Genomic DNA, 13385 nt, shown 5'->3' on the forward strand with positions numbered 1-13385 from the left:
CTTTACGCTCAGGCCAGTCCAGCACTACGTCTGAGATCCAGAACCCGGTTCACGGCGGTAATATCAGCAAATTTCTGCTTTAAACGGCTGTAAAAACGCTGCCTGTTGTGCTCAGATTTCAGCAATGCCGTTTCACAAAAAGTCAATTCCCGCTCAAGGTTTCTCACCGGCAACGATGCCCAAACCTCGCTTAGTGGCACATCCGGCACCCATTCAGACAGTTTGTGTTCGAAAAGGCGGTCGAGTTCATCAGTGTCAGCGCCTGAAAGCCATGCCTCCAGCAGGTCATAGTAAATACGCACGGGGCGAATCAGCGCCCATTGAATATGTTCACTGCGCCAGGCGTGATCTTTAAGGAGCTGAATTAATTTACGGGGAACCAGTGGGTTAAAGGCATAGCCGGGAGACCAATAGGATTCGGTCTTTTTCAGCGCTTTGAACCGGGCTTTCGCCGCTTCCCTGTCTGGATGTATTTGGGAAAACAGGTCTCCGAGGCTTCCGGGTTGGAAACTCTCACTGGACCGCTCAATCATCATCTTCCAGAAATCGAGCAGCGGATTGATGTAACCCTCAAGTAAATGGTCACCCACATTGGGATGGCCCGCCATGATGGTGCAGACCTGTGGTGAAAACGCATAGTAGTCATGGAAAAAACGTTCAAAAAAGGCAAAGCCAACCTCAGTGCTGCGCACGAAATGATCCCGCACTCCGCGCAGGTACTGAACCTGTTCTGAACTCAGTGATTTGGATGCAACGGTTGCGATAATACAGCAGCCACCGGAACTGCACCCGACTGAACCACAATGAATGCCGGGGTCCCGCAATACCGGGGTTTCTCCCTGCCGGTTGGCAATCTGGGTTCGCATATCATTTTCATCAGTAATCGCGGCGTTTTCTTCCGGTGATGAAGGGTTACAACCGGCGGTCAGGTTCAGCAAGGTGTTGTTAACAATCCGGAAAGCATGGGACAGTTCATGGTACAGCACCACCGGATTGGAAATCGGCAAGTCGATAGTTCCGTTGGTGCCGTCCCGGGCGACGCAAATGTTCTGCTGCGTGTCGTAGATCACCAGGCAGTTTTCTGTGGTGTTAAACGTTGCGCCCGGCAGTCCACTGCTGGCAGGGGGAAGAGCCGTCCCGTTGTTGGCAAATGATGTCCCGTCATCCAGTGTAAAACCAGACAATCCGGCAATTATGATGGTATCGACATTGGCAGCACCGCCGCCATAATCCGGTGAGAAGTCAGTATTCACCAGCGTATCCAGCCGAACCTGGGGCGCACCATTTTCGGTCCGGCTGTAAGTTACCTGTTGCAGGCCTCCGGCCGGGTCATCCAACCCGACCCCGTCGTCATTGGCAATAATCACCAGATCCACAAACGCTGCCAGCGAATCGACGTCGTCCGAACCGATGCCGGAGGCGTCATCAAGGATAAACATCGCCATAGGCTAACCCTCCGGTTTTGGGCGCTGTGGTGTCGGCAATGGCTGCCACTTAAAATCCAGGGTAATTCGGGGGTCATAATCCGGGCTGTCACAGACCCTCGGACAAGGCTCCGGCCGGTCCGGTTCATCCGGGCAACATTCCTCAATTTTGATATGAAGGTCTAGGTTACGGTCGTAATCGGCTGCTTCACCGGGATTTACACGTTCGGTAATTCCCTCAACGCGCAATGCTGATTCAAGCGCAGCATGGCTCAGCTCTACCTGCGTACCGAGTTTGCGCATGATGTTACAAAGTAATTCGTTACCGTTGACTAGCTCACAAATGATGTTGTCATTTTGCTTACGGTTGTGATCTAGCAAGTCCAGTGCGGCCAACTGCACGGTCAACAGAGCATGGATGCCTTGGGATACATTGGCAAAGCCCGTTGCCATGGTATGTTCAATCTGAAATAGGCGGTTATTGGCCTGCTGAAGCTCTGCGTGAATCTGGGTATTAACAGTATGGATATCCGCCGTATTCTGGGCCGTGTTGTTTGTATGGGTATTGATCTGATCAAGTCGGGCATTTATCTGATCAGCCACGTCCTGTATGGAAGGCATGAGAATCTCCTCAGAATCAGAAATCAGGTTGTTCAATACTCCCCTGCCTTGAACCTATTAACTGTAGGTATGCATGTCCCCTGAGGATGTCTGTCTTTGAAGAATGCCGCCAAATCAAATTACTGACCTAAAAAAAGGAAAGCGGAAGTCAGCAACCGGGGAAACTAATGGCTTATACCACTGTCACGACTTGAAAACCTGCTGCTTTTTCCACCAAATCTCATTTAAACCCGATTTTTACTTAGTATTTGTCATTCAAATAGCCATTGTGGAACGTTAAATTGATCTGAGTGACTAGCCTTGAACACCTGCCAACTGGTAGAATCCGACCCAATCTGTCAACAATACAAATTGAAGAGAGTGACTCCCCATGGGACGCAGTTTCGAAGTTCGTAAAGCTTCAATGGCGAAAACACAAGGCGCCAAAATCAAGGTTTATTCCAAATACGGTAAAGAAATCTACGTTGTTGCAAAAAACGGTGGTACTGACCCAGATACCAACCTGTCTCTGCGCCGTCTGATTGAAAAAGCCAAGAAAGACCAAGTGCCTAGCCACGTAATTGATAAAGCCATCGACAAAGCCAACGGCGGTGGCGGCGAAAACTATGAAGTAGCACGTTACGAAGGTTTCGGTCCTGGTGGTTGCTCAGTAATTGTTGACTGTCTGACAGACAACAACAACCGTACTTTCATGGACGTACGTCAGTGCTTCGTGAAAAACAACGCTAAGATCGGTGGCCCTGGCGCGGTATCTCACATGTTCGACCACCAGGCTGTATTCCAGTTCAAAGGCGAAGATGAAGAAGCGGTACTGGAAAACCTGATGATGGCTGACTGTGACGTTGCAGACATCGAGCTCGAAGACGGTATCATCACTGTATTCGCCCCTCACACTGAATTCTTCAAAGTGAAGAATGCGCTGGCAGAAAGCATGCCTGAAGTCACTCTGGACGTTGAAGAAATCACTTTCGTTCCTCAAACCAACACTGAGCTTACTGGCGACGACGTGGCTTCTTTCGAGAAGTTCCTGGACGCCCTGAACGATTGCGACGACGTACAAAACGTATACCACAACGCAGAACTGCCAGAAGAGTAATCCCCTCTCGGTATTTCACGTGATAAAAACGGGCCATTCGGCCCGTTTTTTCTTTTATTCCATATCTATATGTATTGATTTTCGCACAATACATTGATCGGTGGCATAATAAACATCATTTTGTAATATGTATGATTGTTTTATGCGTGACACTCACATCAGTATTAAAGACTCTCTGGGATCCGGACTCATCAACGGTATAATCAATAGCGTTATCGCCTACTATCTTTTCAAAAGCGAGCCAGCGATACCTATCTCACTTGATATAATTTCGTCTAATACCACTACTGTTTGGGGCCAGGCAGTCTCCATGACTTTTGGGTTGGGCATCATTCTGACGCTTATCACCTCGAAGCTTTTTATCCGTCAGCTGAAGAATCAATACCCTCAGTGTGAAAGTCAGTTAGCGCATTCACTATTCCCACAATTGCTGTCTATTTCCTTGGGAAATGCGACCACTCTGTTTGGCTGGTTTATTGTCCTGGCTGTACTGTGGACCAAGTTCTTCGGAATCGTAATGGTATCGCCGATGGTTGCATCTGTACTTGTTGGCATTTTCGCATTTGTTATCACTCTGGCAGTCGAAATTCGAACTAAAAACAGCATTATTTACCGAAAAATCAGCATTCTTGAGTAACCCGGCTTTCCACTCGTTTTTAATTCAGGAGAAAAACAACATGAGCGATCTACAAGACGTTCCTAAAAACGCAACTCCGGAGAATTCACCGAAAGATAATGAACGAGTTGACAGTACTCGACGTGCCAAAAAGCTGACCTATTACATCTTTTTTGCCGTTCTGTGTATCTGGCTTTACAGCCTCTGGGCAGACCGTGTTACACCAATGACAGATCATGGCAGGGTGAATGGTCAGGTAATTCGAATCAGTCCTCAGGTTTCCGGTCCAATTGCCCAGGTACTTGTCAACGATAACGAAGCTGTGCATCAGGGACAGCCTTTAGTCACCATTGATAAGCACCCATTTGAACTCGAGGTAAAAGCTGCAAGGCTCGCTTTGGAGCAAAGCACCCAGACATTCCATTCTGATTCCGCGGCCATTGATGCAGCCAAGGCGAACGAGGTAGCAGCCCGCGTTAAAGTCGCGAATGCGCACCAACACGTGGAACGTAACCGGACACTGGCTCAAAGAGGTGTTATCAGTAAAGCTAGCCTTGATGACAGTATGGCTTCTCTGGAAACGGCACAGGCTAACCTTGCACAGGCTACCGCTGCGTTACAGAAAGCAGAGCAGGCACTTGGTCCCCAGGGGGAAAACAATCCTCAGATACAATCGTCTCTGAACAAACTCGAACAAGCCTTACTCAATCTTTCCTACACAGATATTAAAGCGCCTGCCGACGGTGTAGTAACAAACATGAATCTTGCTGCAGGGAATTATGCTGGTAATGGCCAACCGTTACTCACTTATATCAACAACCATCATCTGTGGATGACCGCGATGGTGACCGAGAATTCCCTGGTCTATTTGAATAAAAACACCAAGGTGAAAATCGTTTTTGATTCTTATCCGGGCGTGATTTTCCACGGACAAGTGACTTCAATCGGATGGGGCAGCAGCGGTAATGGAAGCCTACAAGTGGACAACTCAAATGGATTGCTTGATTCCCCGAATGGCAGCCCGAAATCACAGCGTTTCCCAGTGAATATCAAGTTTGTTGACCTGCCTTCGGACATTTCACTTCGATACAACGGCCGTGCAGTCGTAAGCTTCTATCCTGGACAGTCATATATTGGTGAGAGGTTGCTCGACATTTGGACCTGGGTGTGGAGTTACATGAGCTATGTTTCATAATCCCGAAAATGCACTGATTCGGGTCGCAGTTTTCCCGATTCTGCTTTTGTTTTGGCAGTTCGAATTTGGTACTGACCTGCCACTACTGGCACCTGCAATGTGTGCGGTTTTCCTGACGACCACAAACAATCCTCCCCCGTTAATCATGGTTTTCCTCATGGGAGGAGTGTTGTACGCAACGTCCTGGATTCAAGGAGCCTTAAGCACCATTCTCTATGGATACCCGGTCGTATACTACTTAGCTTTATTAGGCGTGTTCTATTGGTGCATGGTACGTACCCGCGAAAACGCCCAGGATTTACTGGCTATTTTACTTATTGTGTCCACATCGATGATTGCCGTTTTCTCTAAACAGAAAGGCATTGATGTCAGCAACCTTCCGCTAGCCCTGCTAAAGAATATTTTCATTGCAGGGTTTACTGGGTATTTAGCCTACTTCATGTTTCCGGGTGGTACGCCTTTAGCGCCTCCACCTGATGCGACGGAAACCGGTACGTATCATTACGGAGCATGGCGAATCCTGGTAAAAGCACTAGCTATTCTGGTGACGCTGGTGATTACGATCCGGCTTAATCTGGAGCAAAGCACCATCATCACGATAGTGGTTGCCTTAATCATCAAAGATCCGGATCCCAAAGCCGGGCTAGTCTACGGATTGCGGCGCTTACTTACCACATACGCAAGTCTTATATACGCCATTCCATTAATGTTGCTGACTGCATTGCAAGCCAACATTATCGGCACGTTAGGGATGACAATTGTCTGCTCGTTGCTTATGGGTATCGCTGCTGTAAGGAAAGGAGCAAGCTTTAACGCGATACAGCTTATGTATTCGAGTTTTGTTGTGTTGATTTATTACGGCATCACGTCAACGGGCATAAGCGGTCTGTCTTCAGATTTCACTCGGTTCATGTCCATACTCGCGGCAGTTGTACTCGGGTTTATGGTATTGATACTGGTTCACCCTTTACCACGAAAATCGTAATGTATGTCATGGGAGTGCACCGCACTCCCTCATTTCGCATATAACCCTTAACGCTTTTATAGAGGGAAACCGTATTTTTCCGTTATTAACAACGGGCAGATAATACAAGGGTGTTGGTCAAGGCAGGATGCCCCAATGAAAATCTGGATATTTGTAGTTCTTGCACTTCTGGGATTTTCCCTCACCCAAGACGGCCTTATCAGCGCCATCGCCGATCTGACCGCCTTTGCTATCGTCGCCATTGTTGCCTGGCTGAAGATTTCTGAGCCAACCAAAATTCAAAGGAAAAAATACATCCGCAGGAGGAAGTTGCCAGGCTAAGCCATCTCAATATACGCCAAGGACCCGCCACCAATAGCCAGCCATAGCATCATACCCAACAGCAAAGGCCTTGGACCCGCATTTTTCAGTTTACTCAAGGTAATGCTGCAACCAATTAGGAAAAGGCATACCACCAGCATACGCTTTGAAAGCATAAATAGGGTGTTATAGACAGGTTGGAATTGAGGCAGGAAATGGGCAACAGCAATCGCCACACAATAGAAAATGATGAACGAAGGCACAGAAACCGCCTTTGAGTTACCTTTGAACATCAGCGCGCTGATGAAAGCCACCGGAATAATCCACAAAGCACGGGCCAGTTTCAGTGTCGTGGCCGTTTTCAGCGCCTCATCACCATAAGCACCGGCAGCTCCCACTACCGAAGAGGTATCATGGATCGCAATGGCAGCCCAGGTACCAAACGCATGCTGGCTCATGTCCAACATATGCCCAATCACAGGAAATATAAACAGCGCCACGGAATTCAGGACAAACACAGTCGCAAGTGCCAGAGAGATTTGTTCATCCTTCGCATTTATAGCCGGGGCAACCGCAGCAATGGCGCTTCCGCCACAAATCGCTGTGCCGGATGCAATCAAATGCCCGGTCTTCTTTTCTATACCCAGAATCCGGGTTAAAACCGTACCAAGGATCAGTGTGGCGAATATCGAAACGACAATGAGCCCAAGACCTTCCTTGCTTGCCTCAATGGCTTCGTTTAAATGAATTCCAAACCCAAGGCCGACTATCGACCATGCCAGCAGCTTTTTGGTCATTGCAGCCGGGTTGAACCCTTTAGGGAGCAATTTGGCAGTTGCCAGTACAAAACCAAGAACCAACGCGACTGGTGAACTAACCAGCGGGGAAAAACAAAGCACAGCAACCAGGATGGTCAGCCAATGCTGTGGAGTCAAAGTACGGAAGAAGGACGGCATATAAAAAATCGGGTAAAAAAGTGAGCGTGCATTATACGAGGAATTGTTCTGGCTTAACATAAATTGTATGACTTATAACATGCGTTGAATTGTCATCTGTGGCAATAATCGCCAACCGATCGTCTAAAATGGCGATTTCTGCTCATTTTCCCCGCCGACTTGTTGGGAAAAACCGGTAAAAGCTATATGCTCTAATTAAATTATGACTAACGTGACCCATTTTTTACCCGGATGCATCTTACTGATTTAATACGCCGTCCAGAATTCCGTTGTATCTTGCCGGTAATTTCAGTGGCTGCTTTGTTCTTGTTTTTGGACGAAGCGGCACAAAAAGCATCGGAATTACCGGTTATCATTGAGACCGCGCCTTACTACCTGTTTGCAATGGCTGCCCTGCTTAGCCAGTTGTTTAACCAGAACAGGACGGGCATGATGGCGGTCCTGATGATTGTCGCCTATACCGTGATCCAGGAGCGCCTGCAGACTCCACTTTCCGTTGGAACTACGCGCCTCGAGTACGTGCTCCTTGGTTTATTGCTTCCCCTGAATATCCTTTACACCCTTGTTTATCCAGATAAGCGTTTTGTTTCCCGATCCGGAGCTCTGTTTTTCGCTCTGGTTGCCGGGCAACTGTTTTGGTCCTACCTGCTAATAGAGGAGTTTCCGCAAGGCTCACTCACATGGCTGTGGGAAAGCTATCTGGATACCGTACCGCAAATCAGCCCACTGCCCTTTTTGCTGGTTTTGCTGGGTGTTGCCGCAACTTGTATCGCAGCCTTGTTCCAACTGAGCAGGAATGGTAGTTCAGATCAGTCGGCATTGGTATGTCTTCTTGCATGCACGTTTACCCTGACCTTCTTCGACCGTGCGCACGTTTCCTCACTCACTTTCCTTTTGGCCGGTGTACTGCTGTGCATTAACATGATTTCGTTCAGTCATGAGCTGGCATTTATCGATGGGCTGACTGGCATACCCGGTCGCAGGGCGTTGGAAAATGAAATGCGGCATCTTGGCCGCCGCTACTCCCTCGCCATGATGGATATCGACCATTTCAAAAAGTTCAACGATACCTACGGCCACAAAATGGGGGATGATGTACTTCGCCTGGTCGCAGCTGTTATGCAACGCTGTGAAGGCGGAGCCAAGGTCTACCGTTATGGCGGTGAGGAGTTCACCATACTGTTCAAGGGAAAATCAGCCATCCAGTGTGAAAGCCACCTTAATGAGCTGCGTGAAGACATTGCCGGATACGAGTTGGCTATCCGAAACCACGATGAACGGTCAAAAGAAGGCAAAGCCGGGGCGGATAAGCGGGGGACAGGTGACAAGTCCAATACCGTCAAAGTAACCATAAGTATCGGCCTGGCTGACCAGACCCATGGTAACTCACCGCAAGATGTTATGAAGCAAGCCGACCAAGCCCTCTATAAAGCCAAGGAGAATGGCCGGAACAGACTTGAACTTGCATGACACTCTGATCTTAAAAACGTAAGCAGGGCGCCATTGAGCGCCCTGTATTGTATCTGATTTACCGCTTATTCACTTCGACCGGAAATAATGGACAGCGCCTCTTTGGCACGCTCCAGAGCCTCCATACCGACAGGAGTCAGATAACCACCGTCAGTCGCTGTAATCAGGCCTTTATCAAACAAACGCTTGGTTGCAGAAATCATGTCTGGATGTGCATCGCTGTGTACTTTGATACCAGACATCATTTCAGATGAACGGGTAAATTTGACCAGCATATTCATTTCATCAACCAGATCCGGTGTAAATGGCATTGTTACCTCCAAGGGGTGATAAGCCTGTATTCAATATACCTGCACTATATGTCGGGTTTGTCTCTAAACCTTGAACCGGGATCAAATCCTGTCCTGACTGCTGATTCACTGTCCAATGAATTCATCAATTTGTGATATCTGGCACGTAAACTTGGCTATTCATGGGCAAACTGTAACCGCCCATATTCTCCTTCTGCACGGCTTTTTCCATTGTCTGCGTCGGTCATAATGGCTATCACCTCCACTGTATTAACATCTAACCCCAAGTATCGCTTGAAGTCTTCCCTGACATTGCGCCGTTCATCTACCCAAGAGCCAATTTCAGAACGCCCTCTCAAGGGGACGGTGACAATGTTGTCTGTCGCAAAAGGATTGGGCCAGGATTCGTCCGGACTTTCCTGCGAAGACCATACATAGACCACGCCTTTGGCACTCTTCATTGTCCAACCGGGCTTAACCAGGACGTACAGCCTCAGTACAAAGTCATCGCCCTCCTTAGCGGCTTCATCCTGAACATCCGGAAAACTCACCGCCCTCCAGCGCCAGGAGAGCCACGGCATTGTCTTGACGTCTATCTCCTGTTCACAAAACAAGCCAGAGGCACTGCTTTCAGCCTTTGCTTTTATCCCTTTACCACTTTCCAGCAATTGGTAGTCCGATTTTCCCTTCAGGCTTCTGTGGGACCAATCCAGCATTTCTTTCGGTGTAAATTCCAAAGCAGTGCCTGCTTTCACAACTGACACCATAATCAAAACCAGACTTAACGCACAAACTAGGGCTTTCATCCAATCTCCATTAACGATTTGCACAGGCAAACCTGCTCTCCCTCTCCCAAAACATGGCACAACACCTTAAAATTAACCATATCGTTAAAGCCAACTATGGGGATAGAGCCTGTATGTTCTCCCTATGGCCTGAACAGGGAAGCAAGCCGTTTGATTCGCGTAGTTATTGCAGAAGACGACCCTCAAATCGCAGAAATACAGCGTCGATTTGTTGAACGTATTGATGGGTTTGAGGTTCAGGGAATCGCTCACGGGCTGGATGAGGTCCGTGACATGGTTGAGGTGTTGCAACCTCAGTTGTTGCTTTTAGATAACCAATTCCCTACCGGTACCGGCCTTGAATTGCTCCGGGAAATGCGCGCCCAAAATTGCCCCACTGACGTCATCCTTATCACTGCTGCAAAAGAGGTAGAAACACTTCGAACTGCTATGCACTCGGGGATTTTTGATTACATCCTAAAACCTCTGGTTTTTGAGCGCCTGCAGGCTTCGCTGCAAAATTACTCAATGCATTTGGCCAAGTTACAGGAAATGCAGTCTCTTGCACAAAGTGATGTTGACGGCTTATTGCAAAACCCGACCAAGCCTTCCCTGACCCAGCATACCCAGGACAGCAATACCCGCCTCCCTAAAGGCATTGATGCACTCACTCTGGATAAAATCAGAACTGTTTTCGAAAGCAACCCTAACGCTTTGAATGCTGAGGAAGTTGGACAGGAAATCGGCGCCAGCAGAACAACAGCCCGACGCTATCTTGAATACCTCGTCAGCACGGATGAACTGTCTGCAGAAGTGGCCTATGGAACAGTAGGACGTCCAGAAAGGCGGTATCAAAACCGTACCTGCTGACCAGCTTGTCAGATATTTTTACATGCCGACATAACCCAACCAGATGCGTATCAATAAGCATCTGTTTTCCTTACCTAAGTTATAGTGGCATGAAACTCGCTATATCCCTACTGCACAAGCAACCTTGGCTATAGGGAGATAACAATGAAACTAAGTAAGTATGGTTTGTTCACCACAGTTGCGGCTTCGTTGTTTTTTGCATCGCAAGCAAGCGCAGCATTGGTGATTGACAATTTTAATAATCCAGCAGGACCCAATATTAATTCTGCAGAGGACATTACCGACGAAAATAATGTGTTTGACCGCCTTGATGGAGCAGGAAGTACATTTGCGGGCGCCGGTATCTTGGGAGGTGAGCGCGACCTTTATGTGGAACTGCTTCAACAAGGTACAAGTGCAGCCAATGGTGTTGAAATTAACGTCGACTCAGGCAGCCTGAGTTACGCAACCGGTGATGGTGACATTGCATCAGCCAGTATCCAGTATGACGGCCTTGACGGTATCGCAGAAACCGTTGATACCACTGGTCTGGGCGCAGTTGACTTCGCAGCAGCGGGTAACGCATTTATACTGGACGTACTCAGTGCTGACGCGTCTTTCAATTTCGCTATCAACCTGTGGTCTAACGCAGGTGCGGTATTCGAGCAAGTTGTTTTGTCCTCAGGACCAACTCAGATTGTTTCGCCTGTGTCTTTGGCTGTTTCTTTCGCCAATTTCACTCTTATTGACTTTACTTCCATCAGTGCACTTGAATTCATCATCAATACAGACGGCGCTTCTGGTCCGGTATCCATCGATTTCTCTATCGATGCCCTCACAGTGCCGGAGCCTGCAAGTATTGCGCTGTTAGGTGTTGGCCTTTTGGGTATAGGTTACATGCGACGTCGTAAAACACAGGTATAAACGCCAAACACTTAAGTGCATATATTGACCAACAAATTTCGGTGAATTTTGTTCACAAATAGAAAAAGGGCAGCCACAATGGCTGCCCTTCTCTTTTCCGCTTATCGCTGAGAAATAGTTGCTGAGATGCCTTATTCCACAACGCCTTTTGCTGAAAGGTATTCGTCGTATGTACCTTTGAAATCGTTGATTTTGCCATCTCTGATTTCAAGAATACGGGTCGCCAGGGAGGACACGAACTGGCGGTCGTGGCTGACGAAAAACAAGGTGCCTTTATAATTTTCCAGTGCCATGTTCAGGGATTCAATGGATTCCATATCCATGTGGTTGGTCGGTTCGTCCAGCAACAGCATGTTTGGCTTGTGCATCATCAGTTTGCCAAGCAGCATGCGGCCTTGCTCACCACCGGAAATTACCTTAACAGACTTTTTGATATCGTCGGCAGAAAACAGCATACGGCCCAGGAAACCGCGAACCACTTGCTCGTCATCACCCTCATCTTTCCACTGGCTCATCCAGTCGAACAGGTTCATATCTTCTGCAAACTCATCGGCATGATCCTGTGCGTAATAGCCGATGTTGGAGTTTTCTGACCACTTAAACTCGCCGCTACGAGGGTCCAGACGGCCAGCCAGGGTATGCATCAACGTAGTTTTACCCACACCGTTCTCACCGATAATGGCAACACGCTCACCCACTTCGAAAATACCGCTGAATCCGCTGAACAGGTCTTCTTCATATCCCTGGCTCAGGTTCTCGGCAATCAGCGCATTACGGAACAGCTCTTTAGACTGTTCGAAACGGATAAATGGGTTCTGGCGGCTTGATGCCTTAACTTCATCCAGTTTAATCTTTTCAATCTGCTTAGCTCGTGACGTTGCTTGCTTAGCCTTTGATGCGTTAGCTGAGAAACGGGCAACGAATTGCTGCAGGTCAGCAATCTGGGCTTTCTTCTTGGCGTTGTCTGCCAGCAGACGTTCACGCGCCTGGGTAGCTGCGAGCATGTACTCATCATAGTTACCCGGATAGATACGCAGTTCACCGTAATCCAGGTCAGCCATGTGGGTACACACGGAGTTCAGGAAGTGGCGGTCGTGCGAGATGATAATCATGGTGCAGTTGCGCTCGTTAAGCGTTTGTTCCAACCAGCGGATGGTATCAATATCCAGGTTGTTGGTTGGTTCGTCGAGCAACATGATATCTGGGTTTGAGAACAGCACCTGGGCAAGCAGTACACGCAGTTTCCAACCCGGAGCCACTTCGCTCATTGGGCCAAAGTGCTGCTCCAGAGGGATACCTACTGCCAGCAGCAGTTCACCTGCACGGGATTCAGCGGTATAACCATCCATTTCCGCAAATTGCACTTCCAGGTCAGCAACACGCATACCGTCTTCTTCTGTCATTTCAGGCAGAGAGTAAATACGGTCGCGCTCCTGCTTCACTTCCCACAGTTCAGCGTGGCCCATGATAACGGTATCGATAACAGCAAAGTTCTCGTAGGCAAACTGGTCCTGGTTCAGCTTGGCAACGCGCTCATTTGGATCTGTGCTGACGTTACCTGCACTTGGCTCCAGTTCGCCACTCAGGATTTTCATGAAAGTGGATTTACCACAGCCGTTTGCACCGATAAGGCCGTATCGGTTGCCCTCACCGAATTTGACAGAGATATTTTCGAACAGTGGCTTGGCGCCGAACTGTTGGGTGATGTTAGCGGTGGTAATCAATTTTCTTATTCCTGATTAACGTGATTTGAAACCGGGCAAGACTACAGCCCCCGCTCCCAATGTGCAATGGCTGGGGGCGTTAACAGGCAAATAAAAGCGGAATTAGCCACTGCTTCGGTTTGCCATTGACTGTTAAGGAAGACTAAACAA

Annotated in this window: 14 protein-coding genes; 8 read left to right on the top strand and 6 right to left on the bottom strand. The window is 48.3% G+C overall.

Annotated features, from left to right (window positions below):
* Positions 1 to 8: 8 nt before the first annotated feature.
* Together NF212_RS17645 and NF212_RS17650 are read right to left on the bottom strand one after the other, a co-directional pair.
* Positions 9 to 1445, bottom strand: a complete 1437-nt coding sequence (locus tag NF212_RS17645; RefSeq protein ID WP_434361958.1) for a hypothetical protein — start codon at positions 1443 to 1445, stop codon at positions 9 to 11.
* A 3-nt stretch (positions 1446 to 1448) separates the two neighbouring features.
* Complete coding sequence (locus NF212_RS17650; RefSeq protein WP_434361960.1) at positions 1449 to 2045, bottom strand: hypothetical protein; 597 nt, start codon at positions 2043 to 2045, stop codon at positions 1449 to 1451.
* Positions 2046 to 2415: 370 nt separating this feature from the next.
* Here NF212_RS17650 and NF212_RS17655 point away from each other — a divergent pair, with 370 nt between their 5' ends.
* The 5 genes from NF212_RS17655 (at position 2416) to NF212_RS17675 (ending at position 6258) form a co-directional block, all read left to right on the top strand.
* A complete protein-coding gene (locus NF212_RS17655) occupies positions 2416 to 3141 on the top strand; it encodes a YebC/PmpR family DNA-binding transcriptional regulator (protein ID WP_434361961.1) in 726 nt (241 codons plus the stop codon).
* A 142-nt stretch (positions 3142 to 3283) separates the two neighbouring features.
* Positions 3284 to 3778 (top strand): permease, encoded by a 495-nt coding sequence (locus NF212_RS17660; protein WP_434361963.1) that lies wholly within the window; start codon positions 3284 to 3286, stop codon positions 3776 to 3778.
* A gap of 40 nt (positions 3779 to 3818) precedes the next feature.
* Positions 3819 to 4952: an HlyD family secretion protein gene (locus NF212_RS17665; RefSeq protein WP_434361965.1), complete on the top strand. Its 1134-nt coding sequence runs from the start codon at positions 3819 to 3821 to the stop codon at positions 4950 to 4952.
* Positions 4942 to 5937 (top strand): DUF2955 domain-containing protein, encoded by a 996-nt coding sequence (locus tag NF212_RS17670; protein WP_434361966.1) that lies wholly within the window; start codon positions 4942 to 4944, stop codon positions 5935 to 5937. Before NF212_RS17665 ends, NF212_RS17670 begins: the two co-directional genes overlap by 11 nt.
* A gap of 135 nt (positions 5938 to 6072) precedes the next feature.
* On the top strand, positions 6073 to 6258 hold the full coding sequence (locus tag NF212_RS17675) for a hypothetical protein (RefSeq protein WP_434361968.1): 186 nt from the start codon (positions 6073 to 6075) through the stop codon (positions 6256 to 6258).
* Here NF212_RS17675 and NF212_RS17680 read toward each other — a convergent pair.
* On the bottom strand, positions 6255 to 7193 hold the full coding sequence (locus NF212_RS17680; protein ID WP_434361969.1) for a YeiH family protein: 939 nt from the start codon (positions 7191 to 7193) through the stop codon (positions 6255 to 6257). The two genes, NF212_RS17675 and NF212_RS17680, sit on opposite strands and share 4 nt — an antisense overlap.
* 291 nt (positions 7194 to 7484) lie before the next feature.
* Between NF212_RS17680 and NF212_RS17685 the strand changes: the two genes are divergently transcribed.
* Complete coding sequence (locus NF212_RS17685; RefSeq protein WP_434361971.1) at positions 7485 to 8663, top strand: GGDEF domain-containing protein; 1179 nt, start codon at positions 7485 to 7487, stop codon at positions 8661 to 8663.
* Positions 8664 to 8728: 65 nt separating this feature from the next.
* On the opposite strand, the gene NF212_RS17690 is transcribed toward NF212_RS17685, so the two are convergent.
* Positions 8729 to 8974 (bottom strand): TIGR02647 family protein, encoded by a 246-nt coding sequence (locus NF212_RS17690; protein ID WP_434361973.1) that lies wholly within the window; start codon positions 8972 to 8974, stop codon positions 8729 to 8731.
* A gap of 155 nt (positions 8975 to 9129) precedes the next feature.
* Positions 9130 to 9759, bottom strand: a complete 630-nt coding sequence (locus tag NF212_RS17695) for a DUF3047 domain-containing protein (protein ID WP_434361975.1) — start codon at positions 9757 to 9759, stop codon at positions 9130 to 9132.
* Between the two features lie 96 nt (positions 9760 to 9855).
* On the opposite strand from NF212_RS17695, the gene NF212_RS17700 reads away from it, so the two are divergent.
* Positions 9856 to 10608 carry a response regulator gene (locus NF212_RS17700; protein ID WP_434361977.1) on the top strand — a complete coding sequence of 251 codons (753 nt, stop codon included), beginning with the start codon at positions 9856 to 9858 and terminating at the stop codon, positions 10606 to 10608.
* 144 nt (positions 10609 to 10752) lie between these two features.
* Positions 10753 to 11511: a PEP-CTERM sorting domain-containing protein gene (locus tag NF212_RS17705; RefSeq protein ID WP_434361979.1), complete on the top strand. Its 759-nt coding sequence runs from the start codon at positions 10753 to 10755 to the stop codon at positions 11509 to 11511.
* A 131-nt stretch (positions 11512 to 11642) separates the two neighbouring features.
* Here NF212_RS17705 and NF212_RS17710 read toward each other — a convergent pair whose 3' ends face one another.
* A complete protein-coding gene (locus NF212_RS17710) occupies positions 11643 to 13235 on the bottom strand; it encodes an ABC-F family ATPase (protein ID WP_434361981.1) in 1593 nt (530 codons plus the stop codon).
* Positions 13236 to 13385: the final 150 nt, after the last annotated feature.

This window comes from Parasalinivibrio latis (assembly GCF_036825535.1).
GTDB lineage: Bacteria > Pseudomonadota > Gammaproteobacteria > Enterobacterales > Vibrionaceae > Parasalinivibrio > Parasalinivibrio latis.